The organism is Roseomonas indoligenes (assembly GCF_017813365.1).
Classification (GTDB): domain Bacteria; phylum Pseudomonadota; class Alphaproteobacteria; order Acetobacterales; family Acetobacteraceae; genus Roseomonas; species Roseomonas indoligenes.
In genome coordinates, this window is record NZ_JAGIZA010000008.1 from 185,093 (window position 1) to 211,105 (window position 26,013).

Consider the following 26,013-nt stretch of genomic DNA (forward strand, 5'->3'; position numbering starts at 1 on the left):
CAGTCTTAACGCGGGGCGCGCCGCCTTCGCGCCGCTGTCCCTGGCGGAGCGGAGGGTTTATTCCCTGGCGATGACCGACGAAGACCTGCTCGCTCTGGCGGCCACCCTGGCGGAGCGCGCCGCCCACGCCATCAACGCCATCCGCGCCGCGGGCTTCGCCGTGGAGCGCAAGTCCGACGAGTCCCCCGTGACGGAGGCGGACCGCGTGGCGGAGGCGTTGATCGTGGAGGGGCTGCGCGCGGCCACCCCCGACATTCCCGTGGTGGCGGAGGAGGAGGTCTCGGCGGGCCTCATCACGAAGCTCGCCCATCGCTACTGGCTGGTGGACCCGCTGGACGGCACGCGGGAATTCGCGGCGGGGCGGGACAGCTTCGCGGTGAATATCGGGCTGGTGCAGGGGGATCGGGCGCATCTCGGCGCCGTGGCGGTGCCGGCCAGCATGGAGATCTTCGGGGGCATCGTGCCGCAGGGGCTCGCCTGGAAGCGGGATGCGGCGGGGCAGCGCGCGATCCGCGCGCGGCGCATCCCGGAGAAGGGGGCGACGGTGCTCGCCTCCCGCCACTATTCCGACGACCCGCGGCTGGACCGCTTCCTGGACGGGCGGAAGGTCGCGGAGGTGCAGAAGATCGGGTCGGCCGTGAAGTTCTGCCGCCTGGCGGAGGGGGCGGGGGATCTCTACCCGCGCTTCGGCCGCACGATGGAGTGGGACACGGCCGCGCCGCAGGCGGTGCTGGAGGCGGCGGGCGGCCGCGTGGTGTCCTTCGAGGACGCGCCGCTGCGCTACGGCAAGCCGGACTTCGAGAACGGCGCCTTCCTGGCCCTCGGCGCCGCGTGACGGCGCTGCTTCCCGCGGGGGAGGTGGCGCGGGCGGCGGAACTGCTGCGCGCGGGGGAACTGGTCGCCTTCCCGACGGAGACGGTCTACGGCCTGGGCGCGGATGCGCGGGATGGGCGGGCGGTGGCTGCGATCTACGCGGCCAAGGGGCGGCCGAGCTTCAATCCGCTGATCTCCCACTTTCCCGATGCGGAGGCCGCCTTCGCCGAGGTGGAGCCGGACGACCGCGCCCGGGCGCTGGCGGCGCGCTTCTGGCCGGGGCCGCTGACCCTGGTGCTGCCGCGCCGGGCGGAGAGCCGGATCGACCACCTGACGGGGGCGGGGCTGGACACGCTGGCGGTGCGGGTGCCCGGGCATCCCCTGGCGCTGGCACTCCTGCGGGCGGCGGGGGTGCCGCTGGCCGCGCCCTCGGCCAACCGGTCGGGCGGGGTTTCGCCGACCACCGCAGAGCACGTTCTGGCCGGGCTCTCCGGCCGGATCGCGGCGGTGCTGGATGGCGGGCCGTGCGAGGTCGGGGTGGAGAGCACGGTGCTGGACCTCTCCAGCCCCGCGCCGCTGCTGCTGCGGCCGGGCGGGGTGACCGTGGCGGCGCTGGAGGAGGTGGTCGGGCCGGTGGCGCGGCCCGTGGGGACGGAGCCGGGGACGCTGCGATCCCCGGGGATGATGCTCTCCCACTACGCGCCGGGGCTGCCCCTGCGGCTGGAGGCGCGGGAGGTGGCGGCGGACGAGGCATTGCTGGCGTTCGGGCGACCTCTGGACGGGGCGGGGGCGGTCTGGAACCTCTCGGAGGCCGGGAATCCGGCGGAGGCGGCCGCGCGGCTCTTCGCGGGGCTGCGCTGGCTGGATGCCGAGGGGGCGCGGCTGGGGCTGCGCGGGATCGCGGCCATGCCGGTGCCGGCGGAAGGGCTGGGCGATGCGGTGAACGACCGCTTGCGGAGGGCGGCGGCGCCGCGCTGAGGCGGGTTGCCGGCCTGTTATTAATACAGGCTGTTTCCGCCCTTGACCCGCGCCCCCGGGCCGGCGTTTGGTCCCCTTATCATGCCCGATACGTTCACGCCCCGAACCGTCACGCCCCTGCCGCAGCCGCTGATGGAGGCGCTGCAGGCGATCCTCGGCCCGCGCGGCATCATCACCGATCCTTCCGACCTGGAACCGCACCTGTCCGACTGGCGCGGGCTGTACCACGGCGCCTCCCCTGCGCTGCTCCGCCCGGCCTCCACCGAGGAGCTCTCGGCGGCCCTGAAGCTTCTCTATGAGGCGGACATCCCGGTGGTGCCGCAGGGCGGGAACACCTCCATGGTCGGCGGGGCCATGCCGGACGAGAGCGGGCGGCAGGTGATCCTCTCGCTGTCCCGCATGAACCGCATCCGCGACATCGACCCGATCGACATGACGATGGTGGCCGAGGCGGGGGTGGTGCTGAAGACGGCGCAGGAGGCGGCGGCGGGGGCGGGCTGCCTGTTCCCCCTCTCCCTCGGCGCCGAGGGGACGGCGACGATCGGCGGCGTGCTCTCCACCAATGCCGGGGGCAACACCACCGTGCGCTACGGCAATGCGCGGGAGCTGATGCTGGGGCTGGAGATCGTGCTGCCCGATGGCGGGGTGATCCATGGCCTGCGCCGGCTGCGGAAGGACAACACGGGTTACGCGCTGCGCCACCTGATGGTGGGGGCGGAGGGATCGCTGGGGATCATCACCGCCGCCGTGCTGCGGCTGTTTCCCCGGGCGCGGGCGGAGGCGATCGCCCTCTGCGCGGTGGAGAGCGAGGAGGCGGCCCTCTCCCTGTTCCGCCGCTTCCGGGACCGGGACGAGACGGCGGTGCGGGCCTTCGAGTACATGTCCGGCACCGGCATGGACTTCGCCCTGAAGCACATCGAGGGCGCGGTCCTGCCGCTCTCCGAACGGGGGGACCACTACGTTCTGGTCGACCTCGCCTCCTCCCGTGCCGACGCGGATCTTCGCGGGCTGATGGAGGCGGTGCTGGAGGAGGCGCTCGAGGCCGGCGAGGTGCTGGACGCCGCGCTAGCCGAGAGCGAGGCCCAGCGCCACGCGATCTGGCGCCTGCGCGAGGAGCATCCGGAGGCGCAGAAGCGGGAGGGGGCGAGCGTGAAGAACGACGTCTCCGTGCCCGTCTCCAAGGTGCCGGAGCTGATCCGGCGCTCCTCCGAGGCGCTGAAGGCATTGATCCCGGGCAGCCGCCCCGTGCCCTTCGGCCACATGGGCGACGGCAACATCCACATGAACCTTGAGCAGCCGGAGGGGATGGACCCTGCCGAGTTCCTCGCGCGCTCGCACGACATCATGGACTGCGTGAACGCCATCGTGCGCGAGCTGGACGGATCCTTCTCCGCCGAGCACGGCATCGGCCGGCTAAAGCCGGACATGCTGGCGGAATGGCGCGGGGGCGCGGAACTGGGGGCGATGCTGCGGATCAAGGCGGCGCTGGACCCCAAAGGCCTGCTGAACCCCGGCAAGGTACTGCCGGCCTGATGCCCTCCGTCCGGGCCTGCGGGGCCGTCACCTTGGCCGCCATGGCCGCGCTGCTTCTCTCCGCCTGCGCGGACCGGGTAGAGCGGCCCTGGACGGAGAGCGCGCCCACCCGCACGCCCGTGCCGACCGAGCGTCTGCCGGACCTGCCCGACGCCTTCCGGGCGGAGCTGCGCGGGGGCCAGGCCCCGGGCTGCCCGTTGCGGGGCAACGCCGTCTATCTCGGCGGCGGGCGCTTCCTGACGGCGGCGCATCTGGTGGACGGCATCGTGCCGCGCCTGCGCCACTGCGCCGGCACCCCCATCCCCACCACGATCCGCTATGCCGGCCGCGTCCTGGCCGTGCAGCCCCTGCGCGTGGGGGAAGGCTATCTCGAGCCCGGCGTGGGGCCCCTCTACAAGGGTGGTGAGGACCTGGCGCTGCTCCAGGCCTCGGCCAGCCCGCCGGGGCCGGCGGCGCGGCCCTGCGGGGCGGGGCCCCTGCCCGGGCAGGCCGTGCGCATCTCCTCCTCCTCCCAGCAGGGGCTGGCGAAGGCGGGGTCTATGGTGCCGGAAGTCCGGAAGGCCGACGGGGCCTATGCCGACATCGCCCTGCCCATGGCCGAAGGGGAGTCCGGCGCCGGCGTCTTCGACCCGGAGACCAACTGCCTGCTGGGCATCGTCAGCCACCGGCCGGATTCCACGCCCGACCATTCTCGGATCGTCCCGGCCGCGACGATCCGGGCCTTCCTGGGAACCGAGGGGGTGGCGGAACTCTCCGGCCCCAGGGGGCTCCGGCCCCCGGCACCCCCGCCAGGCGGCTGAGCCGGCCGCGCCGCTTTCCCGACACGGGGTCTTCGCCCGGCGGGCCCCGATCCGGCCCTTCCGGTCACCGGGCATGCGGCCCCGGGGCATGCCGGCCGGCAAGCGATTTCAGTCCTTTATAAAAAGATGATGGTGAGCGGTGCGAGGAAGGGACGTATTCCTTCCTCCTCTCCCCGGGTCGGACCGGCCCCAGGGAATGGGGCGCCGCCTTTCGTCACATCAGCCCATTTGCCCCGGGGTGGACGGATGGATAGGTTGCGCCCCCCATGAGCCGCGTCACGCGCTACATCTCGAAGCAGATCGCCCTGTCCCTCCTGGCCGTCACGGTCGGGCTGGCGGCGCTGATCTGGCTGACCCAGTCGCTCCGCTTCATCGAGCTGGTGCTGGACCGCGGCCTGTCCTTTGCCGTCTTCCTGGAGCTGACGGGGCTGCTGCTGCCCTCCTTCTTCGCGGTGATCCTGCCCATCACGACCTTCGTGGTGACGCTGTTCACCTATGTCCGGCTCTCCACGGACCGGGAACTGGTCGTGATGCGGGCGGCCGGGCTGTCCGACTGGCGGCTGGCGCGGCCGGCCCTGCTGGTGGCGATCCTGGCCACGGCGGCGGGGCTGGTGCTGCAGACCTGGCTGGTGCCGATCTCCCACGCGGCCTTCCGGGAATGGCAGTACGAGATCCGCAACCAGATGGCCGCCATCCTCGTGCAGGAAGGCGTGTTCAGCAGCGTCTCGGCCGACCTGACCGTCTATGCGCGGGAGAGGGAGCGGGACGGGACCCTGCGCGGCATCGTCATCCATGACATGCGGGAGCCCGGCGCCCCGGTGACCATCCTGGCGGAGCGCGGGGTGATCCTGCCGAGCAACAACGGGCCGCGCGTGATCCTGCTGAACGGGCAGCGCCAGCAGATGGAGCGGGCGGTGCCGCCGAACTCGCCGCCGGGTACCGCGCCGCAGCCCCGGCTGTCCGTGCTCGCCTTCGGGGAGAACAGCGTGGACCTGGCCCGGAGCAGCCGGACCGAGGATGCCCGCAACCGCGACAGCCGGGAGCGCTTCGTGGGCGAGCTGCTGAACCCCGACCCCGAGGAAGGGCTTCTGGAGCGGGACATCCGCAAGTTCCGGGCGGAGGGGCATGGCCGCCTCGCCTCGCCCTTCACCGCCCTTTCCTTCGCCATGGTGGGGCTGGCGGCGGCGCTGGCCAGCGCCTTCCGGCGCCATGGCGGCGGGCTGACCTCCATCGGCGCGGTCGGCGCGGTGGTGGGGCTGCTGGCCCTGGGGCTGGCGGTGGGGAACCTGGCGGCGCGGGACAACCGCTTCATCCCGCTGATCTGGGTCCATGCCATCGGGCCGGGGCTGGCGGCGGCCTGGGTGCTCTCCGGCGCGCCGGGCTGGCCGCGCCGGGCACCCCCCATGCCGGCTCCCCGCGCGGCGCAGGGCGTCGTCATGCCCCGCGAGGCGGCCGCGGAGTGACCTTGCCCTTCACCTTCGGGCGCTACGTCGCCCGCCGCTTCCTTGTCATGTGCCTCATCATGCTGGCCGCGCTGACGGGGCTGGTCGCGCTGTTCGACTTCATCGAGCTGCTCCGCCGCGCGGCCACGCGCGAGGTGGGCTTCGCCACCGTGGCCACCATCGCCGGGCTGCGCATCCCCTTCGTGTCCATGCAGGTGCTGCCCTTCGCCATCCTGCTGGGGGGGATCCTGGCCTTCTGGCGCCTGGCCCGCTCCTCGGAGCTGGTGGTGGCGCGGGCGGCGGGCATCTCGGCCTGGGGCTTCCTGACGGGGCCGGTGATCGTGGCTGCGATGATCGGCGCCGGGGCCACCGCCGGCCTCTCCCCCCTCTCGGCCGCCATGCTGGCGCGGGCGGAGCGGCTGGACGCGGCGGTGCTGCGGAACCAGTCCGGCACCAGCGCGCTGGCGGGCGGGCGGCTCTGGCTGCGCCAGGCGGACCGCGAGCTGGACCCGCAGGGGGTGGCCATCCTCTCCGGCCGGCCCGTCGCGCCCGGCACCAACTCCGGCACGGGCTCGGCCGTGTTCGGCCTGGAGGACGTGTCGCTCTGGCGCATCTCCTCGGCGGATCGCTTCCTCGGGCGGGTGGAGGCGCCGCGGGCGGCGCTGACGAACGGCGCCTGGGTGCTGGAGAACGCGATCGCCTTCGGGTCCGACCGGCAGGCCAGCCCCGCCCGGACCATCCGTTTCCCGACGGAACTGACGCCCGAGCGGATCGAGGACAGCTTCGCCAGCCCCGACACCCTCTCCTTCTGGGTGTTGCCCGACTTCATCTCCGTGCTGGAGAATTCGGGCTTCTCGGCGGTTCGGCACAGGCTGCAGTTCCATTCCCTGCTCGCCCTGCCCATGCTGGCGGTCGCCATGGCCCTTCTCTCTGCCGGATTTTCGATGCGCGAGGCCCGCAAGGGCGGCGTCGCCCAGATGCTGGGGGCGGGCGTTGCCGCGGGCTTCGCCCTGTTCCTGCTGGACCGCGTGACGGGCGAGTTCGGCGAGACGGGCACGCTGCCCGTGGTCCTGGCCGCCTGGGCGCCTGCCATGGCCGGCCTGATGTGCGCGGTCGCGCTGCTGCTTCACCTGGAGGACGGATGACCGACGTGACCGGACGCAGGCGCGGCCCCCGGGCCCGCATGCCGGGCAACGGGGTATCGCGCCGCGCGCGGCTGCTGGGCGGCGTGGCCCTGGCCACGATGCTTGCCACCCCGGCCATGGTGCCCGAGCCCGCCCTGGCACAGGGCGGGCCCATGAACGTGCGGCCGGACCAGCTGGGCGAGGGGGTGGTCACGCCAGGCGGCCCCTCGCTGCGCGGTTCCCCGGCCGCGCCCGCCGCCCCGCCCACCACGGCCGGCCTGCTGCGCGGCGGGGTGGCGCCCGTGGACCGCAACGCGCCCGTGACCTTCACGGCCGACGAGGTGGAATACGACCAGAACGAGAACCGCGTGACCGCCAAGGGCCATGTTGAGGCCTGGCAGAACGAGCGCATCCTGCGCGCGGACCGCTTCACCTACGACCGCGACACCGGCGTCTCCACCGCCGAGGGCAACGTGCAGCTGCTGGAGGCGGATGGGCAGGTGCTCTTCGCCGAGCGGGCGGAGCTGCAGGGCGGGATGCGGGACGCGATCGTGGAGGGGCTGCGCGGGCTGCTGGCGCAGAACGGGCGGCTGGCGGCCAATGGCGCCCGCCGCCGCACGCTGGAGAACGGGGCGGTGGTCATGGACCTCTCCCGCGTCGTCTACTCCTCCTGCGACCTCTGCCAGGACGACCCGCTGGCGCCGCCGATCTGGCAGCTCCGCTCCCGCCTCGCGACGCAGGACGGGGAGGCGCGGCGCATCCGCTTCCGCGACGCGACCGTGGACTTCAGCGGCGTGCCGGCCTTCTACACGCCCTACATGTCCATGCCGGACCCCTCCACGCCGCGCTCCTCGGGCTTCCTCTCGCCCTCCTTCGGGCAGACGAACTACCTCGGCGGCTTTCTGGAGACGCCCTATTACTGGGCGATCGACGATTCCAGCGACCTGACCTTCACCCCCGTGGTGACCACGAACACCGCGCCCTTCGCCCGCGGCGTGTACCGCCAGCGCTTCAACTTCGGCGAGGTGAACATCGCCGCCTCCGCCGCCTATCTCGAGGAGCGTGACAAGAGCCAGGAGAAGGGCCTCGGCGGCAGCATCTTCTCCCGCGGCAGCTTCACGATCGACGAGAACTGGACCGCGGGCTTCAGCATCAACCGGGCCTCCAGCCAGACCTACCTGCGTTCCTTCCGGCTGCCGTCCCCGGCGATCCTGGCGAGCACCGCCTATGCGGAGGGGTACTGGGGCTACAACCGCTACGCCCGGATCAATGCCCTGGCCTTCCAGGGCCTGCGCGAGACGGACGACGTGGGGCGCACGCCCTTCGTGCTGCCGAACCTGTACTACGAGCACGTGTTCGAGCGGGACCAGCTGGGCGGCACCTTCGCTGCCGATGCCACGGCTTTCTCCATCTATCGCAGCCAGGGCACGCAGACCCGCCGGGCCGGGTCGCGGCTGCGCTACGAGCTGCCGCGCACCGACAGCTTCGGGTCCCAGTGGACCTTCCGCATGCAGGCGGACGGGCTGGGCTACAACGCCGACAAGCTGGACGAGGCGCCGAACTTCAGCACCGTCAGCAGCGTGACGACGGCGACCGGCAACGTGCGCGCGGCGCTGGACTGGCGCCTGCCGCTGGTGCGCTCCGCCGGCAGCCTCGGTCGCCAGCTGATCGAGCCGCGGGTGCAGCTGGTGACGGGGCCGAGCACCGGGCGCCAGACCAGGATCCCGAACGAGGACAGCCTGGACTTCGAGTTCACGGACGCGAACCTCTTTGCCCTCAACCGCTTCAACGGGCGGGACCGGCAGGAGGGTGGGACGCGGGTGGACGCGGCGCTGCGCGGCGCCTGGTTCTTCCCCAATGGCGGCTCGGTGGAAGGGATCGGCGGGCGGTCCTTCCGCGCCTCGGAGGAGGCGGTGTTCACCGAGAATTCCGGGCTGGAGAAGCGGGCCTCGGACTGGGTGGGGCGGGTCACGGTCTCCCCCACCTCCTGGTTCGACGTGACCGCGCGCGGGCGCTTCGACGGCGAGACGGGCGACCGGCGGCTGATCGATACCTCGGCCGCCTTCGGGCTGGAGCCGATCGGGCTGGCGGGCACGCGGGTGACCACGGGCTACGTGTACCACATCCCCAACCCCCTGCAGACGCCCGTGCGCTACACGCGCGAGGTCTATGCCGGGGCGACCACCCGGATCGGGAAGTACTGGCGCGCCGCCGTCTTCGGCCGCTACGACCTGGAGCTGGAGCGCGGCGTCTCCTACGGCACCAGCGCGGCCTATGAGGACGAGTGCCTTGTCCTGGAAGGGCGGTTCTTCCGCTCCCTGGCGGAGAACGCGGCCACAGGCACCACCTATCCCGGCGCCACGACCTTGATCTTCCGCATCGCGCTGAAGACGGTGGGCGACTTCTCCGCCCGCGCGCTCTGAGGCTTCGGTCCGGGCTGGCGGTCCCTCCCGCGGAGAGGAAGAAGGAAATCTTCCTCTCCGCGGACCCTGCATCGCGGGCGCCAGCGGCCTGCTGAAACGAAATGCGACGCCTTGCGGCCACCGGATCGCTTCAATCCCTGCGCCGCATGGTCTAGGAACCCTGCCATGCGACGCCTTTCCCGTTTCCGTCCGGCCTTTCCCGGCCTCGCCATGGCCTTGCCCGCCCTGCTTCTTGCGGGTGGCGCGGCCTTGGCCCAGCCCTCCGCCCGGCAGCCCGCGCCGCGTCCCGGGGGCGCCGAGGCGCAGGCTCCCGCAACCGGGGAGACCAACCGGATCGTCGCCGTGGTGAACGGCGACGTGGTGACGGAGACGGAGGTTCGCTCCCGCGCCCGGCTCTTCGCGCTGAATGTGGGGCTGCAGCCCGCGCCGGACCTGACGGCCCGGATCCGGCCGCAGATCCTGCGCCAGATCATCGAGGAGCGGCTGCGGCTGCAGGATATCCGCCGCCGCCGCATCCCCGTGGGCGACGACGAGGTGGCCCAGGCGATCGGCGACATTGAGAAGCGCAACAGCCTGCCGCCGGGGGGGCTGCGCGCCCAGCTTCGCGCCGCCGGAATCGAGCCGCGCGTGCTCTACGATCAGCTCCGTTCCCAGCTGGGCTGGGGGCGGCTGATTCGCGGCATGATGGGCCCGGACGCGGAGCCCTCGCCGGAGGCGGTGCAGGAGGCGGTGGCGGCCCATGCGGCGCGGGTGGGGCAGCCGGAGTTCCTGGTTTCCGAGATCTTCGTGCCGGTTGAGAACCCCGCCTCCGCCGCGGAGACGAAGCGCTTCGTGGACGACGTGATCACCCGGCTGCGCCAGGGCCTGCCCTTCGCGCTGGCCGCCACCCAGTTCAGCCAGAGCCAGACGGCGCTGCAGGGCGGCGACCTCGGCTGGATCAGCACGGGCCAGCTGGACCCGGAGGTGGCCACGGTGGTGCAGCGCATGCCGCCCGGCGCCGTCTCCAACGCTGTGGAGGTGCCGGGGGGCTATCAGATCGTCCAACTCCGCGGGAAGCGCGAGACGGGGCGCGAGAACGCCACGATGGTGACGCTGCGCCAGGCCTTCCTGCCCTTCTCCACGCCGCTGGACCCGCAGAACCCGACGGAGCAGCAGCGGGCCACGCTGGCGCGCGCCCAGGCGGTGAAGGGCGGCTGCGACGCGGTGGAGGCGGCGAACCGCGCCGCCGGCAACGTGCGCCCGGCCGATCCGGGTGGCGAGGTTCGGCTGGAGACGCTGGGGCCGCCGCAACTGCGGCAGCTGGTGGCCGGGCTGACCCCGGGGCGGGCGAGCCAGCCCATCGTGACGCCGGACGGAATCCTCGTGGTCGCTGTCTGCTCCAAGGAGACGCGTAACCTCGCCAGCTTCACGCCCGAGATGGCGAAGCAGCAGATCATGCGTGACCGGGCAGAGAATCTTTCGCGCCAGCAGAGCCGCGACCTGCGGCGCCGCGCGACGATCGAGATGCGCGGCTGATCCGGAGCGTGGAGCCGGCCGCGCTTCCCAGCCTTTCCGAGACCGTCCACCGGCACGGGCTGGCCGCGCGCAAGGCGCTGGGCCAGCACTTCCTGCTGGATGAGACGCTGTGCGGCCGGATCGCGCGGCTGGCCGGCGACCTGACCGGCCGGCAGGTGCTGGAGGTGGGGCCGGGGCCGGGCGGGCTGACGCGGGCCCTGCTGGCGAACGGGGCCGACCACGTCCACGCGGTGGAGCTGGATTCCCGCGCCATCGCGGCGCTGGCGGAACTGGCCGAGGCCTATCCCGGCCGGCTGACCGTGACCGAGGCCGATGCGCTGACGGTGGACCCGGTGGCGATGATGCCGGCGCCCCGGCGGATCGTGGCGAACCTGCCCTACAATGTCGGCTCGCCCCTGCTGATCGGGTGGCTGGCCCGGGCGGGCGAGTTCGAGAGCATGACGCTCATGTTCCAGCAGGAGGTGGCGGAGCGGATCGTGGCCGCGCCCGACACCTCGGAATACGGGCGGCTGGCGGTGGCGGCCCAGTGGCGCTGCGAGGCGCAGATGGTGCTGCGCCTTCCGCCCGGCGCCTTCAGCCCGCCGCCGAAGATCTGGTCCGCCGTGGTGCACCTGGTGCCCCGCGCCGTGCAGCCGCCGGCCGATCTGGCGCGGGCGATGGAGCGGGTGACAGCGGCGGCCTTCGGGCAGCGGCGTAAGATGCTGCGGGGATCGCTGAAATCCCTGGGGGATGCGGAGGCACTGCTCGGGGGCGCGGGCATCGAGCCGACGCGGCGGGCGGAGACGCTTTCGGTCGCGGAGTTCGAACTGCTGGCGCGGGGGCTTCTGGCGCGGGATGGAGGCGGGGCTTCGGCCTGATCCTCGGCCTCAACGCGGTTTCATGGCGCGTTCCGCCATGCCCGCCACCGCCTCGAAGGTCAGGCGGTTGAGGGTGCTGCTGAGGCGGATGGCGTCCGGGCTGGCCGCGATCTCTGCGCGGATGGAGCCGTCGGCAAGGGCGCGGCGCAGGGCGTCCGGGGGCAGGCCCTCGGCGAGGGCGAGGGCCATGGCCTCGCGGTAGGCGGGTTCTGCTGTGGTGAGATCGGCGTCGATGGCGGCCTGGACCTCGGCGGACCCGGGGACATTGCCGCCCGCCGCGGCGCCGAGGGCGAGGCGGCGCAGGTCGGGCAGGGTGGCGCGGTAACGGACGACGTAGTCGCGGGCCAAGTCCAGCTCGGCCGGCCCGGCGGCCGTCAAGGGAAGGGTGGCGAGAAGGAGGGCAAGGCGGCGTCGGCGCATCGGGGGGTGATGCGCGACGCCGCCGGGATTGGCTAGGCCGCGGGGATCAGGCCCCCGAAGCGGGCGGCGAAGGCCTCGCGCTCGGCGGGGGTCATGTGGAGGCCGCGCTTGGTGCGGCGCCACAGCACGTCGTCCGGCTGCGTCACCCATTCGCGGTCGCGCATCCATTCCAGCTCGCGGGCGGTGATGCCGCCGCCGAGGTCGCCGCCCATGGCCTCGATGGAGGTGGCGCCGTCGATCACGCGCTCCAGCATGCCGCCATGGGTGCGGATCAGGCGGTCCAGCAGGGGGCGGGGCAGCCAGGGATGGGCACGAGCCATGCTCTCGGTGAAGGCTGCGCGGGTCAGGCCGCCGAGGTCGCCGCCGGGCAGGCTGGCCCGGCCGGTCCAGGAGGGGGCAGTCTTCCCCAGGGCGCGGCCGATCTGCTCCACCGCGTCCTCGGCCAGCTTGCGGTAGGTGGTGATCTTGCCGCCGAGGACGGAGAGGAGGGGGGCGCCTTCCCTGTCCATCTGCAGCGTGTAGTCCCGCGTGACGGCGGAGGGGTTGTCCGAGCCATCGTCGTGCAGGGGGCGCACGCCGGAATAGGTCCAGGCGATATCGTCCGGCGTGACGGGGGTGCGGAACTGGCGGGAGACGGCCTTGCAGAGATAGGCCGCTTCCTCCGGCGTGCAGTGGGGACGGCCCTGCTTCGGATCGTGCGGCACGTCGGTGGTGCCGATGAGGGAGTAGCGCTCCTCATAGGGGATGACGAAGATGACGCGGCGGTCGTCGTTCTGCAGGATATAGGCCTGCGGCCCCTGGTAGAGGGCGGGCACCACGATGTGGCTGCCGCGGACGAGGCGGACGCGACCGCGAAGCACGGTGCCTGTCTCCTCCTGGGTCGGCATCACCCAGGGGCCGGCGGCGTTGGCGATGGCGCGGGCACGCACGACCCGCTCCGTGCCGTCCGGGCCGCGCAGGGTGCAGGTCCAGGCCTCCGGGGTGCGGCTGGCGCGGAGGAATTCGGTGCGGGGCAGCACGGTGGCGCCCCGGTCGGCGGCGTCCCGGGCATTGAGGAGCACCAGGCGGCTGTCCTCCACCCAGCAATCGGAATAGGCGAAGCCGCGGGAGAACTCGGGCTGCTTCAGCGGCTCGCCCTGGGGCAGGGCGTCGAGGTTCAGCGCCTCGCTGCCGGGCAGGGACTTCCGGCTGGCCAGGTGGTCATAGAGGAAGAGGCCGGCCCGGATCATCCAACGCGGGCGCATCTCCGCCCGGTGGGGCAGGACGAAGCGCATGGGCCAGATAATGTGGGGCGCGATGCCCATCAGCACCTCGCGCTCCGCCAGGGCCTCTCGCACCAGGCGGAACTCGTAGGTCTCCAGGTAGCGGATGCCGCCGTGGATGAGCTTGGAGGAGGAGGAGGAGGTGGCCTCCGCGATGTCGTTCTTCTCCACCAGCATCACGGAAAGGCCGCGGCCCACGGCATCGCGCGCGATGCCGCAGCCGTTCACGCCGCCGCCGATGACGAGGAGGTCGATGTTGTCGGGCGTATCCATCAGAGCAGCCTTGTGCGGATGCGGGTCACGACGACTTCCGCGACCAGCACGACGGCCAGGATGGCGAGGAGGACCGTCGCCACCTGGTCCCATTGGAAGAAGTTGATCGCGTCCTCCAGCACCACGCCGATGCCGCCGGCACCGACGAGGCCCAGGACGGCGGATTCACGGACGTTGATGTCCCAGCGGAAGAGGGCGACGCCCCAGAAGGCCGGACGGATCTGCGGCCAGACAGCCTTCAGCATCTCCGTCCCCCAGGGGGCACCGGCGGCGCGCAGCGCCTCCCGCGGGCCGGGGTTCATCTCCTCCAGCGCTTCCGCCAGCAGCTTGCCGACGAAGCCGATGGAGCGGAAGGCGATGGCGAAGACGCCGGCCGCGGGACCCGGGCCGAAGACGGCGACGAAGATCAGCGCCCAGACGAGGGAGTTCACGGAGCGGGAGGCGACCAGCAGCACCTGGGCCAGGAAGTTCAGCGCCTTGATCCGGCAGATGTTCCGCGCGCCCATCAGCGCCAGCGGGATGGCCAGGACAAAGCCGAACACCGTGCCGAGGGAGGCGATGTGCAGCGTCTCCATCAGGGCGGCGTGCACGGTCTTCGGATAGGCGGCGAGGTCGGGCGGCCACATCCGTACCAGCAGGTCCGCCATCTGCTCCGGCGCGTCGGCCAGGAACTCCGGGATGATCTCGATCGTCTGCACCGCCCAGACCACGGCGGCGACGACGACGAGGAAGGCCAGCCAGCGGACCAGGCGCTCGGCGGGGGTGTGGCGGATCCATTCGCGCCGGAGCGGCGCGACGGGATCGTAGGTCGTCGTGCTCATCGCCTCGTCGCTCCTCTGGCGGCGCTCATCGCATCGCTCCCCGGATGCGGCCGGAAATCAGCTCGGCCAGGAGGATGAGGCCGATGATGGCGATCAGGATCGCGGAGACGAAATCGTAGTCGAAGCGCTTGAAGGCGGCGAAGAGCGTGCCGCCGATGCCGCCCGCGCCGACGATGCCCACCAGCGTCGAGTTCCGCAGGTTGCTGTCCAGCTGGTAGAGGCTGAAGCCGACGAAGCGGGAGGCCACTTGCGGCAGCACCGCGTAGAGCAGCACGGCGAGGGTGCCGGCGCCGGTGGAGCGCACGGCCTCCACCTGCTTCATGGAGATCTCCTCCACGGCCTCGGCGAAGAGCTTGGAGACGAAGCCGACGGAGGCGACCACCAGCGCGAAGACCCCCGCCAGCGCGCCGAAGCCGACCGCCTTCACGAAGAGGATGGCCACGATCACGTAATGCAGGCTGCGGCAGACTGCGATGAAGGCGCGGACAGGGCCGGAGAGCCACCAGGGCGCGATGTTGCGCGCGGCCATGAGGCCGACGGGAAGGGAGAGGACCAGGCCGATGACCGTGGCGAGCACCGCGATCTGGATGCTCTCCAGCAGGCCTTCGACCAGCAACTCCCAGCGCTCGAAGTTGGGCGGGAACATGCGGGCGAGGAAGCGCGCGCCCTCGCCCAGCCCGGTAACGAGGCGGCCGAACCCGAGATCGAGCTGGGAGGCGGCATAGACGAGGTAGACCAGGACCAGCAGGCCAAAGATCCGCATGCCCCAGTCCGGGGCGAAGGCCCGGCGCGCGGTGGTCCGGAGGGTGGCGTCGCTCACAGCCAGTCCTCGCCGCCGTAGATCTGGCTGAGATGGCTGTCCTGCAGGTCCTCGGGCTTGCCGTCGAAGACGATGGCGCCGCCGGACATGCCGACGATGCGGCGGGCGTAGCGCTTGGCGAGGGCCACGTTGTGGATGTTGATGATGACGGGCACGCCCTCCGCCGCCGCGAGGCGCGTCAGCATCTCCAGCACCTCCACCGAGGTGCGGGGATCGAGGGAGGAGGTGGGCTCGTCCGCCAGCAGCAGGTCGGGGCGCTGCATCAGGGCGCGGGCGATGCCGACGCGCTGGCGCTGGCCGCCCGAAAGGGCGTCGGCGCGGCGCGTGGCGTGCTCGGGCAGGCCCACGGCGTCCAGCAGCTGGAAGGCGCGCTCGATGTCCTGCTCCGGGTACTTGCGGAGCCAGGCGCGCCAGAGCGGGACATAGCCCAGGCGGCCGCAGAGCACGTTCTCCATCACGGAGAGGCGTTCCACGAGGTTGTACTCCTGGAACACCATCCCGATCCGCCGGCGGGCGAGGCGCAGGGCCCGCCCGCTCAGCTTCGCCATGTCCACGTCGCCCCCGACACCGCCCTTGAGGCGGATCTCGCCCCTGGTGGGTTCGACAAGACGGTTGATGCAGCGGAGGAGGGTGGACTTGCCGGTGCCGGAGGGGCCGATGATGGCCGTGATCCCCTCAGCCCCGATAGACAGGTCCAGGCCCCGCAGCACCGGCTTGCCGGCCGTGTACTCCTTGGTGAGTCCGCGGATGTCGAGGGCAGCGCTCACGGGCGGGCGCCGCCCTGGGCACCAGGAGCTTGGGGCACATTGTGCACGCCGCCGCTCTGGGTCTGGGTGCGCTGCGCGTTGCGGCGAGCCTCGGCCTCCAGCTCCTTGCGGCTCTCCTCGTCGAAGGCGGCGCGGGTGTAGGGGGCGTTCACGGCATCGGCCACGGCGCGCACGGGGGCCCACTGCTCCGCGTAGGTGGCGGGCCAGAAGCGGTCATTGCCGCCCAGCTCCTTCGCCATCGCCTCGGGGAAGCGGTAGCTCATGAAGCATTCGCGGATCTTCGCCTGCAGCTCCGGCCGCAGGTCGTGCGCGACCGCGAACGAGGAGGTGGGGAAGGGATCGCTCTCCCAGATGACGCGGAAGTTCTCGCCCTTCACCTGGCCGCGGGCGACCATGCGGGAATAGACGTCCGACGCCACGGGCGCGGCATCGTAGTCGCCGGCGCTCACGCCCATCACGCTGCGGTCATGCCCGCCGGAATAGACCACGCGGTAGTCCGTGTCCGGCGTGAGGCCGAGCGCGGGGAAGAAGGCGCGCGGGGCGAGGTTGCCGGAATTGGAGGTGGCGGAGGTATGCGCCACGCGGCGGCCCTTCAGGTCCGCCATCGTGCGGATGTTGCTGTCGGCGCGCACGAGCATCACCACGCGGTAGCTCTCGAAGCCCTCCGGCCCGCCCTTGATGGCGAAGGGCACGGCGCCCGCCAGGTTCACGGCGAAGGCGGTGGGACCGGTGGAGAAGCCCGCGATGTGCAGGCGGCCGGAGCGCATGGCCTCCACCTGGGCGGCGTTGCTGGTGACCTGGAAGTAGACGGTGCGCTTGCCCGTGCAGCGCGTCAGGTGCTCCACGAAGGGGCGGAACTGGTTGGCGTAGAGGGCGGGGTCCTCCACGGGGGTATAGGCGAAGACGAGGGTGGAGGGGTCGCGCTGGCGCGAGGCCTCCGGCGCATCGGCGACGAGGTCGCGGTTGGTGTCGCAGTAGCCCTCGTCGAGCTGGCCGCGGAAGCAGCCCTGGGCTGCCGGGGCCTGGGCGGCGCCGGGAAGCGCCGCCAGGGCGATCAGCCCCGCGGGGATCGTGGCCAGAAGCAGGTTTCTCATGCGGCGTTCTCCTCCATCTCGTTGCCCCGCGCGGCGAGCAGCGCGCGGGCGAATTCCGCGAAGCCACGCCCGCCCGGGGCGCGGGTGACATAGGCGGGGGCGGCGGCGATCCCCGGCAGGTGCGGCAGCACGTTCGCCACCCCGACCGAGAGGGGGATTGCCGCGAACATCGGGGCATCGTTCGGGCTGTCCCCGAGGAAGGCGACCTGCCCGAGCACATCGGCCAGCGGGGCGAAGCGGGCGGCGAAGAGGGATTCCACCCCCGCGCGTTTGTCCCAGGCGCCGAACCAGGCGTTGACGTGGATGGAAGAGACTTTGGCCTGCGCGCCCCCGGCCTCGAAGACGGCAGCGATGCGGGCAGCCTGTTCCAACGGCAGGGGGCCGGCATCCTCGGCGAAGTCCACGGCGGCGTCGAAGAGGCGGAAGGGCTGGTCGGCGGCGATCCGCGCGCCGGGGACGGCTTCCATGGCTTGCGCGGCCAGTTCCATCAGGCGGTCGCGGTTCGCGAGGCGGGCGGAGTCCTCCTGCGCGTGCCAGCGGATCATGCGGCGGTTGGCGCGGTCCTCGGCGTACCAGAGGGCGCCGTTCTCCCCCACCACGGCGGAGACGGGCCATTGCCGGGCGATAGCGTCGCACCAGCCGGCGGGGCGGCCGGTGACGGGGATGACGTGCAGGCCGGCCCCCGCCAGCGACTCCATCGCGGCGTAGGCGAGAGCGGGGAGGCGGCCATCCTCCGTGAGGGTGTCATCGATGTCCGTCAGCACGTAGCGCAGCGCGGCGAGCCGCGCGCAAGGCGCCTGCTGCAAGGGCTGCGGGGCTGGGGCCTGGGCCACGGGACATCCTCCTGTTGGTGTGGAGGATGCCAATTCAGATGTGGAAGGTCAAACACACTCTGCGACGTGCACCGCCACCCCCGCCCGGGCCAGGGCGGCGGCGAGCGGCGGAGGCGGCGCGGTATCGGTGACGAGGTCCGTCAGGGCGGAGAGTTCGGCCACGCGCTCCAGGTAGCCCCGGCCGAACTTGCCGGAATCGAGGAGCAGGACCCGGCGGGGGCAGCGGTCCAGCATGGCGCGCTTCACCCAGGCGGCGCGGCTCTCGGCATCCGTCGGACCTTCCAGGGTGAGGCCGGAGGCGCCGATCATCGCGACATCCGCGCTGAAGCGGCGGAGGAAGGCGTCCGTCTCCGCGCCGTAGAGGGCGCGCTCCGGCGCATGGAACTCACCGGGGGCGACGAGCACGCGGAGACCCGGCGCATCGCCGGCCGCGGAGACGACGGGGAGGGAGTTGGTGATGAGGGTGGCGCCCGTGCCGCGGGCGGCGAGGGCGCCTGCGAAGCGGGCTGTGGTGCTGCCGGCATCCACCATCACCACGGCGCCGGGTTCCACGAGGGTGGCGGCGGCGTTGCCGATCCGCGCCCGTTCGGCCCCTGCCATCGCCTCCCGCGCCTGGAAGTCCGGCTGGACCCCGGCATGGGTGACGGAGGCGCCGCCATAGGTGCGGCGGACCGCGCCCCGGGCCGAGAGCGTCTCGATATCCCGCCGCACCGTCTCGCCGGAGACGCCGAAGCGGGCGGCCAGGGTGCTGATTCGCACCGTGGGGTCCGTGTTCAGCGCCTGGAGGATGGCGGCGTGCCGCGCTTCCTTCCCCGGCGCACCTTCCTGCCGCCTTGCCATGGCGGCAGGGTGATGGGGCGGCGGGGGATGTGCAACCTACCACTTTATGACAGCGCTGCTGGCCCGGCGCGATGTGTCGTGAGAGGGTGGCGGGCATTCCTGCCGGAGTTGCCCGATGATCCGTCGCCGTGCCCTTGTCGCCGCTGGTGCCCTGCTGCCGCTGGTGGCGCGGGCGCAGGGTGCGGCGCCGCCCATGCCGGCGCCGGGCAAGCGGGACTGGGCGGCGCAGGTGCCGCAGATCCGGCTGGGCGTGCTGGGCGGCGAATCCGAGAGCGACCGGCTGGGCCGCTATGAGGGCTACCGCAAGCTGTTCGAGGACACCTTCGGCGTTCCGGCGCGGATGTTCTTTGCCTCCGACTATGCCGGGGTGCAGCAGGCCTTCGCGGCGAAGCAGCTGGAGATCGCGAACATGTCGCCCGCCGCCTATGCCGGCGTGTGGCTGGAGACGAATGGCGGGGTGGAGCCGATCCTGGTGACGGTGGAGCCGGACGGCACCACGAGCTACGTGGCGCTGATGTATGTGCGCGCGGATTCCGGGATCGCGCGGCTGGAGGAGATGCGGGGCAAGGCGATGGCCTGGTCCGATCCCAACTCCGCCTCCGGCTACCTCATCCCGCGGGCGGAGTTGCGGGCGGCGGGGATCAATCCCGAGAGCTTCTTCGGCCGCACGGGCTTCGCCGGCGGGCATGACCAGGCCTTGGTCGCGGTGCTGCAGAAGCAGTACGATGCGGGGGTGTGCTGGTCCTCCGGCAAGGGGGATGAGAGCACGGGCTTCTCCCGCGGGGTGCTGACGGCGGCGGTGGAGAAGCGGCTGCTGGACATGAAGGACATCCGCATCATCTGGCGGTCCCGCCCCATCCAGAACGGGCCGATCGTGGTGCGGAGCGACCTGCCGGCCTCCTTCAAGAAGGACATGGTGGATTTCCACCTGGCGCTGCCTTCCGCGCATCCGGACATCCACAAGGCGGTGGAGCGGGGCAGCGCGGTGGGGTGGCAGGCCACGCGGCACGAGGACTACGCCGTGTTCGTGGACATGCGGCGCGCGGAGGCTTCCGAGCGGCGTCGGCGGAACTGATTCACCGGCGCTTAACGGCCTGACGGCAGACTGGTGGGCGAGGGCAGGCAAAAGCGCCTGCCGGAGGCCCGGATGTCAGAGAGCGCCTTGTGTGAAGCCCGCGCGCCGCGCGTCCGGGCGCTGGTCTTTCCCTGCGGATCCGAGAATGGCGGGGAGATCCACGACGCGCTGCGCCATTCCCTGCATGTGGAGGTGATGGGCGCCTCCAGCACGGAGGATCACGGGCGCTTCCGCTTCGCGCGCTATTTCGGCGAGCTGCCGCGCATCGGCGAGGCGGGGTTCGACGACGCCTTTGCCGGGCTGCTGCGCGGGCAGGGCGTGGAGATGGTCTTCGCCACGCACGACACGGTGGCGGAGTACCTGGCTTCGCGCATGCAGGCGATGGGCGCGCATCTCGTGAACGGCGATCCGGAGACGGCGGCGGTCGCGCGGCGCAAGAGCAGGACCTATCGGCTTTTCGCCGATCGCGACTGGGCGCCGCGCGTCTTCGACGGGCCGGAGGCGGTTGCGGAATGGCCGGCGGTGGTGAAGCCGGATCGCGGGCAGGGCGGGCAGGGCGTGGCGGTGGTGCGGGACAGCTGGGAGGCGCGGCTGGCCCTGGCCGCGCTGGAGGAGCCCGTGCTGATGGAGCACCTGCCGGGCGCCGAGGTGACGGTGGACTGCTTCACGGACCGGCACCGGCGACTGGTCTGGGCCGGGCCGCGGACGCGGGAGCGGGTGCGGGCGGGGATCGCCATGCGTTCCGCGGTGCTGGAGGCCGATGAGGTGATCACCGGCATTGCGGAGGCGATCAACGCCCGGCTGGTGATGCGCGGGCCCTGGTTCTTCCAGCTGCGGCAGGACCGGGAGGCGCGGTGGAAGTTGCTGGAGGTGGCTTGCCGGGTGGCGGGCAGCATGGTGGCGCAGCGGGCGCGGGGGGTGAATCTGCCGCTGATGGCCGTGCACGACTTCATGGGGCGCGACCTGGTGCCGCTGCCGAGCGCGCATGTCCGGCTGGTGGACCGGCGGATCGCAACGCGAGCGCGGCTGGACTGGGCATTCGACGAGGTCTTCGTGGACCTGGACGACACGCTGGTGCTGGACGGGCGGGCGGTGCCGGGCGTGGTGGCCTTCCTCTACCAGTGCGCGGGGGAGGGGAAGCGGCTGCACCTCGTCACCCGCCACGCTGGCGATCCGGAGGAGGCGCTGCGGCGGGCGCGGATCGCGCCAGGTCTGTTCGACCGCATCCACCACCTGCGGGCGGAGGAGCCGAAGGCTGGGGTGATCGGGGGGCGGGCGATCTTCGTTGACAACCACTTCCCGGAGCGCGCGGCGGTGGCCGCGGCGCGGGGCATCCCGGTGCTGGACGTGGATGCCGTGGAATTCCTGCTGCATTAGGGGAGGGGGCGGTGCGGAAGAACGGGGCGGGCGAGTTCATCGGATTGCGGACGGAGGCGCAGGTGGAGCGCGACGCGCGCTTCAAGGAGACGGCGCTGCGGCTGATCGGGGATGCCGGGGAGAACTGGGCGGTCCATGCCCTGGCGGTGACGAAGCGGAACGCGCTGGCGCGGGTGCTGTACCTGGACGACCTGTACCGCCGCATCCTGCCCGTGCCCGGCGTGATCCTGGAGTTCGGGGTGCAATGGGGCGCGACGCTCGCGACGCTGCTGAACCTGCGCGCCCTGCACGAGCCCTACAACGCGTCCCGCATGATCTACGGCTTCGACACTTTCGAAGGCTTTGCGGCGGTGGATGAGCGGGACGGCGGGGGCGTGCGGGAGGGGGATTTCAGCGCCCGTCCCGGGCATGAGGAGGGGCTGGACGAAATCCTGGCCTATCACCAGTCGATCAACGCCTTTCCGGAGCACCGGCGGCACGCGCTGGTGAAGGGCGATGCCTCCGCCACGGTCGGGCCCTGGCTGGAGAGGAACCCGCACGCGGTGGTCGCGCTGGCCCTGTTCGACATGGACCTCTACCGGCCGACGCGGGACGTGCTGCTGGCCATCCAGCCGCGGCTGGTGAAGGGCTCGGTCCTCGTCTTCGACGAACTGAACTGCCCCTTCTTCCCCGGGGAGACGGCGGCGGTGGCGGAGGTGCTGGGCCTTGGGAACTGCCGGCTGACCCGGCACCCGCTGCAGAGCTACTGCGCGGTGATGGAGGTGGAGTAAGGCGCCTCTCCCGAAGGTGAGACGTCCCTCGGGTTTCTCGCGGTTGCGAAACGGCGTAACCCCGCCCCATGACCTCCCCGCCGCCGCGCCGACCGCTGATCCTGGCCTCCGTCATGGTCGCGCTGTTCATGGTGTCCATCGAATCCACCATCGTCTCCACGGCCATGCCGCAGATCGCGGGGCGGCTGGGGGACCTGCACCTCTACTCCTGGGTTTTCGCGGCCTTCCTGTTGACCCAGACGGCGATGACGGTGGTCTTCGGCAAGCTGGCGGATATCCATGGCCGCCGGCCGGTGATGCTGATGGGGATCGGCATCTTCCTCGTGGGTTCGCTGCTCTGCGGCTTTGCCTGGTCCATCCCCTCGCTCATCGCCTTCCGGCTGGTGCAGGGCATCGGGGCGGGGGCGGTGCTGCCGGTGGCGCAGACAGTGGTGGGCGACCTCTACTCCGCGCAGGAACGGGGGAAGATCCAGGGCTTCCTGGCGAGCGTCTGGGGGCTTTCCTCCGTGCTCGGGCCGCTGGCGGGCGGCATCATCGTGGAGCGGGCGAGCTGGCCCTGGATCTTCTGGATCAACCTGCCGATCGGCATCCTCGCCGCCGCCGGCTTCGCGCGCTTCCTGCAGGAGACGGTAAAGCGGGAGCGGCGCCCGGTGGACGTGGCGGGGGCGGCGCTGCTCACCCTCACCGTGGCCGCGCTGATGGCGGCGGTGACGGATCCCGGCACCACCCTCTCGACCATCGCCGCCGTGGTGTTCCTACCGGCGCTCGGGGCATTCCTGTGGTGGGAGGGGCAGGCGGCGGACCCGGTTCTGGACATCGCGCTCTGGGCGCGGCGGGCCATCGCCGTGAACAACGTCGTCCTTTTCCTCGGCGGGGCGGCGCTGATCGGGCTGACCACCTTCCTGCCGATGTACGTGCAGGGCGTGCTCGGCCGGTCCGCCCTGACCGCGGGCTTCGCCCTGACGATGACACTGCTGGGCTGGCCGGTGGCCGCCGCGATCGGCGCGCGCTCCTTCGGGCGGCTTGGGCTGCGGGGATGCCTGCTGCTGGGGGGCGCGCTGATGCCGGTGGGGGCCTCCGCTTTCGTGCTGCTCGGCCCCGGCTCCTCCCCCGTGCTGGCGGGGGCGGGGTCCTTCGTGATCGGGCTGGGGATGGGCTTCCTCAACACCGCGGCGGTGGTGATGGTGCAGGAGGTGGTGGGCTGGTCCCAGCGCGGGGCGGCCACGGCCTCCGCCATCTTCTCGCGCAACCTGGGCAGCGCGCTGGGAGCGGCGGTGCTGGGCGGGGTGCTGAACCTCAGCCTGTCGCGCAGCCTGGCCGGGGGGATGGAATCCGAGGCCCTTCGCCGCCTGCTGGAGGGCGGGGGCGGCGTGGTGGCGGATGCGGCGGTGCGGTCCGCGCTGGACGGGGCGCTGCACCTGACCTTCTGGGCCGTGCTCGCGCTCTCGCTGGGCTGCCTACTGGTGGGCTTCCTGGTGCCGCATGTCGTGATGCGGGCCCGGGCGCCGGTGGCCGCGGCGGCGGATTAGGAGGCTTCCAGTTCGCACGGCCGGCGGCGGCTTTCCGGTTCCGGTTGGAGGAGGCGCCGGCATTCTGCTTCTGCCCGCAGGCGAAGCTGTTTCATCCGTTTCGTCGATGGGAGGTATTCGCCATCTCGAATGGACCCTGGCGGATCGAGGGCTCATATCGGCGCCAGAAGACGACGACACGATGCCGCCGCCTATTCATGAGAGGCATGATCCGATGTCCAGCTTCCGCATTCTCGCTCTCGCCGCCGCCCTGATCGGTTCGGCCGCGGCCCCTGCTTTCGCCGCTAGCGATTACCTTCCGGGTGCGACGGCCGTGCCCGCCTGGACCGCGGCCGACAACAGCCGCACGCCGCTGGCGAGCAACGCCGACCGTTCCGGCCAGACGCTGCTGGAGCAGAGCGGCGCCACCGGCGGCGGCGGCCAGCACAGCTGACCTGCCGCGCCGTATCGGGCGCATGGGAATGGGGCCGCCGGATCATCCGGCGGCCCTTTTTCGTTGGCGGCCATGCTGCCCCGGCGTTGAGGGCGCGTGGCATTGACGCGCCGGGCCCCCGCACGGATATCCCGCCCCCGGTCGGGGACGGGGCTTCCAGCGCATGATGGGTTCGGGTGCCGCGCGCCGCCTTTCCTACGGCCTGGCCGCTCTGATGGGGCTGGGCGCCGTGCTCGGGCTGCTGGGCCTGGAGGTGGTGGCCGGCACGGGCGGGCTTTGGCGGCACACCGGCACGGACGGATCCCAGAACCTTTCCGGCCATCTGGCCTTCCAGGCGGATGCCTGGCGCTGGCCGCTGCTGGTCACGCGGCAGCTCTTTTGGCCGCAGGGGCTGAGTGTGGCCATGACGGACAGCAACCCGCTCGCCTCGCTGCTGGCGAAGGCGGTGGCGGCGCCGCTGGCGGGGCATCCGGTGAACCTTCTCGGCGCCTGGCTGGGGGCGTGCTGGCTGCTGCAGCCGGTGGCGGCGGTCTTCGCGCTGCGGGGCTTCGGCGTGCCTGAGGGGTGGCGCGGCGTGGCGGCCGCGGGGGCGGCGGGGGCGATCGCGCTGCTCTGGCCGACGATGCTGTTCCGGCTGGGGCATGTGAACCTGCTCGGGCACTTCCTGCTGCTGGCCGCGCTGGGGCTGGCCGCGCGAGCGGTGCTGCGGCCGGGCCGGCTGCCTTTCCTGCCCTCGGTGGCGGTGCTGGCGCTGGCCATTCTGACTCACCCCTACAACTTCCTTTTCGCGGCGGCCGTGCTGACCGCGCCGCTGCTGCGCGCCCATCCCGCGGGCCGGGCGGGGTGGTGGCGGGAGGCCGGGCGGTTCCTGCTGATCCTGGCGCTGCCGGTGCTGCTGTTCCGGGTGCTGAGCGGGAGCACGGGCGGGGCGGACCGGGGCTATGGCTACTATTCCATGGACCTGCTCTCGCCGGTCTGGCCGCAGCTCTCCGGCCTGTTCGGCGGGGCGGTGCTGGATGGGACGGGCGGGGCCTATGAGGGCTTCAACTATCTCGGCGCCGGGGTGCTGCTGATCCTGGCCTTGGCGCTGGCGCTGGGCTGGTGGCGCGGCTGGCGGGCGGGGTTGCCGCTGCTGATCCTCGGGCTCGGGCTGACGGCGGTGGCCGTCACGCCGCGGGCCTATGCGGGCGGGCACCTCGTCCTGCCCCTGCCGGCCTGGCCATGGGACCAGATCTTCGGGATCGTCCGCGCCTCCGGCCGGGCCTTCTGGCCGGTGGGATACATGCTGGCCCTGGCGCCGCTGGCCTGGCTGGCGCGGCGGCTGCCGCTGCGGGCGCTGCTGCCGCTGCTGGCCCTGGCCTTGGGGCTGCAGGCGGCGGATGCCTGGCCGCTGCTGCAGCAGGTGCATCAGCGGCTGGCGGAGGGCGAGCCGGGGCTGCCGCCCCTTCCGGCGATGCCGGAGGGGATGACCCTGTTTCGCACCGCGCCGGTCTGCCCGGCGCCGGGGCTGCCCTCCTCCATCGTGGAGCGGGCGCGGCTTCAGGCGGTTCGGCAGGGGGCGGCGCTGGCCGATATCCGCGCCTCCCGCCAGCCGCGCTGGTTCAACTGCGAATCCGGGCTTTCCGACGCGCTGGAACTGCCCTTGCGTGTCGGCGAGGTACGGCTGCTGGTCGAGCCGGCGATCGCGGCGCTGCGGCCGGCGGCGCTGGGCGACGATGCGACCTGCCGGCGGCAAGGGGCGGCTGTGCTCTGCGCCCGCGGGCTGGCCCTGGCCGGGGAGGTGCTGCCGCCCGGCGACGCCCTGCCGGAGGCGCGGCTGCCGGAGGCGCTCGGGACGGGGTGGGTGCGGGCCGAGGGGCTGGCCTGGACCGAGGGGCCTCGGGCGACGCTGCTGTTCCGCAACCCCGGCCCTCCGCGCCGGCTGCGGCTGGCGCTGGAGGGGATCGGGCGCCGCGCGGGCGAGGCGCGGGCGGCGGAGCTGCGGGTCAACGATGCGGAGCCAGTCCCCCTCTCGCTGCCGGACCTGGCGGAGACGGTGGTGGAGGTGGAGATCCCCTCCGGGCCGGTGCGGCTGGCCTTCGATCTCTATCGGCCGGTAGACCCGGGCGCGCGGGGGCTGGCGGCGCCGGTGCGGCGGGCGGGCCTGCGGTTGCGCGGGCTGGAGTGAGGACGCGGCGGCTCCGAGGACCGGACTTGAGCCTTTGGCTCGCTACG

General features: G+C 72.4%; 23 protein-coding genes. 15 read left to right on the forward strand and 8 right to left on the reverse strand.

Annotated features, from left to right (window positions below; genetic code table 11):
* Positions 1 to 70 precede the first annotated feature (70 nt).
* From cysQ to rsmA, 9 genes are all read left to right on the forward strand, one after another.
* Positions 71 to 835 (forward strand): 3'(2'),5'-bisphosphate nucleotidase CysQ, encoded by a 765-nt coding sequence (gene cysQ, locus J5Y10_RS14915; protein ID WP_209374814.1) that lies wholly within the window; start codon positions 71 to 73, stop codon positions 833 to 835.
* Entirely contained in the window at positions 832 to 1,791 is a 960-nt protein-coding gene (locus J5Y10_RS14920; protein ID WP_209374815.1) for an L-threonylcarbamoyladenylate synthase, read from the forward strand. The genes cysQ and J5Y10_RS14920 overlap by 4 nt, the downstream gene beginning before the upstream one ends.
* An 81-nt stretch (positions 1,792 to 1,872) precedes the next feature.
* On the forward strand, positions 1,873 to 3,324 hold the full coding sequence (locus tag J5Y10_RS14925) for an FAD-binding oxidoreductase (protein WP_209374816.1): 1,452 nt from the start codon (positions 1,873 to 1,875) through the stop codon (positions 3,322 to 3,324).
* The gene (locus J5Y10_RS14930; RefSeq protein ID WP_209374817.1) at positions 3,324 to 4,124 is read left to right on the forward strand and encodes a trypsin-like peptidase domain-containing protein; all 801 of its coding nucleotides are present in this window, start codon (positions 3,324 to 3,326) and stop codon (positions 4,122 to 4,124) included. The genes J5Y10_RS14925 and J5Y10_RS14930 overlap by 1 nt, the downstream gene beginning before the upstream one ends.
* Before the next feature lie 266 nt (positions 4,125 to 4,390).
* The gene (lptF, locus tag J5Y10_RS14935) at positions 4,391 to 5,587 is read left to right on the forward strand and encodes an LPS export ABC transporter permease LptF (RefSeq protein WP_209374818.1); all 1,197 of its coding nucleotides are present in this window, start codon (positions 4,391 to 4,393) and stop codon (positions 5,585 to 5,587) included.
* A complete protein-coding gene (lptG, locus tag J5Y10_RS14940; protein WP_209374819.1) occupies positions 5,584 to 6,711 on the forward strand; it encodes an LPS export ABC transporter permease LptG in 1,128 nt (375 codons plus the stop codon). The genes lptF and lptG overlap by 4 nt, the downstream gene beginning before the upstream one ends.
* Entirely contained in the window at positions 6,708 to 9,113 is a 2,406-nt protein-coding gene (locus tag J5Y10_RS14945) for an LPS-assembly protein LptD (RefSeq protein ID WP_245214726.1), read from the forward strand. The genes lptG and J5Y10_RS14945 overlap by 4 nt, the downstream gene beginning before the upstream one ends.
* A gap of 165 nt (positions 9,114 to 9,278) precedes the next feature.
* Positions 9,279 to 10,628, forward strand: coding sequence for a peptidylprolyl isomerase (locus tag J5Y10_RS14950; RefSeq protein ID WP_245214727.1), 1,350 nt, complete (start codon positions 9,279 to 9,281; stop codon positions 10,626 to 10,628).
* Positions 10,629 to 10,636: 8 nt separating this feature from the next.
* Positions 10,637 to 11,485, forward strand: a complete 849-nt coding sequence (gene rsmA / locus J5Y10_RS14955) for a 16S rRNA (adenine(1518)-N(6)/adenine(1519)-N(6))-dimethyltransferase RsmA (protein ID WP_342452924.1) — start codon at positions 10,637 to 10,639, stop codon at positions 11,483 to 11,485.
* A 9-nt stretch (positions 11,486 to 11,494) separates the two neighbouring features.
* Here the strand turns inward: rsmA and J5Y10_RS14960 are convergent, their stop codons facing one another.
* Genes J5Y10_RS14960 through J5Y10_RS14995 form a run of 8 tightly spaced genes read right to left on the reverse strand, consistent with a single transcriptional unit; the run spans position 11,495 to position 18,615 of the window.
* Positions 11,495 to 11,905 (reverse strand): hypothetical protein, encoded by a 411-nt coding sequence (locus J5Y10_RS14960; RefSeq protein ID WP_209374820.1) that lies wholly within the window; start codon positions 11,903 to 11,905, stop codon positions 11,495 to 11,497.
* A 32-nt stretch (positions 11,906 to 11,937) separates the two neighbouring features.
* Positions 11,938 to 13,440, reverse strand: coding sequence for a glycerol-3-phosphate dehydrogenase (gene glpD / locus J5Y10_RS14965; protein ID WP_209374821.1), 1,503 nt, complete (start codon positions 13,438 to 13,440; stop codon positions 11,938 to 11,940).
* Entirely contained in the window at positions 13,440 to 14,261 is an 822-nt protein-coding gene (gene phnE, locus J5Y10_RS14970) for a phosphonate ABC transporter, permease protein PhnE (protein ID WP_209374822.1), read from the reverse strand. Before phnE (J5Y10_RS14970) ends, glpD begins: the two co-directional genes overlap by 1 nt.
* Before the next feature lie 25 nt (positions 14,262 to 14,286).
* Positions 14,287 to 15,081, reverse strand: coding sequence for a phosphonate ABC transporter, permease protein PhnE (gene phnE, locus J5Y10_RS14975; protein ID WP_342452925.1), 795 nt, complete (start codon positions 15,079 to 15,081; stop codon positions 14,287 to 14,289).
* Positions 15,078 to 15,848 carry a phosphonate ABC transporter ATP-binding protein gene (gene phnC / locus J5Y10_RS14980; protein ID WP_209374823.1) on the reverse strand — a complete coding sequence of 257 codons (771 nt, stop codon included), beginning with the start codon at positions 15,846 to 15,848 and terminating at the stop codon, positions 15,078 to 15,080. Before phnC ends, phnE (J5Y10_RS14975) begins: the two co-directional genes overlap by 4 nt.
* The gene (gene phnD, locus J5Y10_RS14985; protein WP_209374824.1) at positions 15,845 to 16,942 is read right to left on the reverse strand and encodes a phosphate/phosphite/phosphonate ABC transporter substrate-binding protein; all 1,098 of its coding nucleotides are present in this window, start codon (positions 16,940 to 16,942) and stop codon (positions 15,845 to 15,847) included. Before phnD (J5Y10_RS14985) ends, phnC begins: the two co-directional genes overlap by 4 nt.
* Positions 16,939 to 17,775 carry an HAD-IIB family hydrolase gene (locus J5Y10_RS14990; RefSeq protein WP_209374825.1) on the reverse strand — a complete coding sequence of 279 codons (837 nt, stop codon included), beginning with the start codon at positions 17,773 to 17,775 and terminating at the stop codon, positions 16,939 to 16,941. The genes phnD (J5Y10_RS14985) and J5Y10_RS14990 overlap by 4 nt, the downstream gene beginning before the upstream one ends.
* Before the next feature lie 48 nt (positions 17,776 to 17,823).
* A complete protein-coding gene (locus tag J5Y10_RS14995) occupies positions 17,824 to 18,615 on the reverse strand; it encodes a DeoR/GlpR family DNA-binding transcription regulator (RefSeq protein ID WP_209374826.1) in 792 nt (263 codons plus the stop codon).
* A 115-nt stretch (positions 18,616 to 18,730) separates the two neighbouring features.
* On the opposite strand from J5Y10_RS14995, the gene phnD (J5Y10_RS15000) reads away from it, so the two are divergent.
* The 6 genes from phnD (J5Y10_RS15000) (at position 18,731) to J5Y10_RS15025 (ending at position 25,966) form a co-directional block, all read left to right on the forward strand.
* Positions 18,731 to 19,690, forward strand: coding sequence for a phosphate/phosphite/phosphonate ABC transporter substrate-binding protein (gene phnD, locus J5Y10_RS15000; protein WP_209374827.1), 960 nt, complete (start codon positions 18,731 to 18,733; stop codon positions 19,688 to 19,690).
* Positions 19,691 to 19,777: 87 nt separating this feature from the next.
* A complete protein-coding gene (locus J5Y10_RS15005) occupies positions 19,778 to 21,067 on the forward strand; it encodes an ATP-grasp domain-containing protein (RefSeq protein WP_209374828.1) in 1,290 nt (429 codons plus the stop codon).
* Positions 21,068 to 21,078: 11 nt separating this feature from the next.
* Positions 21,079 to 21,837: a class I SAM-dependent methyltransferase gene (locus J5Y10_RS15010; RefSeq protein ID WP_209374829.1), complete on the forward strand. Its 759-nt coding sequence runs from the start codon at positions 21,079 to 21,081 to the stop codon at positions 21,835 to 21,837.
* Positions 21,838 to 21,905: 68 nt separating this feature from the next.
* Complete coding sequence (locus J5Y10_RS15015) at positions 21,906 to 23,366, forward strand: MDR family MFS transporter (RefSeq protein WP_209374830.1); 1,461 nt, start codon at positions 21,906 to 21,908, stop codon at positions 23,364 to 23,366.
* Between the two features lie 214 nt (positions 23,367 to 23,580).
* Complete coding sequence (locus J5Y10_RS15020; protein WP_209374831.1) at positions 23,581 to 23,799, forward strand: hypothetical protein; 219 nt, start codon at positions 23,581 to 23,583, stop codon at positions 23,797 to 23,799.
* A 163-nt stretch (positions 23,800 to 23,962) separates the two neighbouring features.
* Entirely contained in the window at positions 23,963 to 25,966 is a 2,004-nt protein-coding gene (locus tag J5Y10_RS15025; RefSeq protein WP_209374832.1) for a DUF6311 domain-containing protein, read from the forward strand.
* Positions 25,967 to 26,013: the final 47 nt, after the last annotated feature.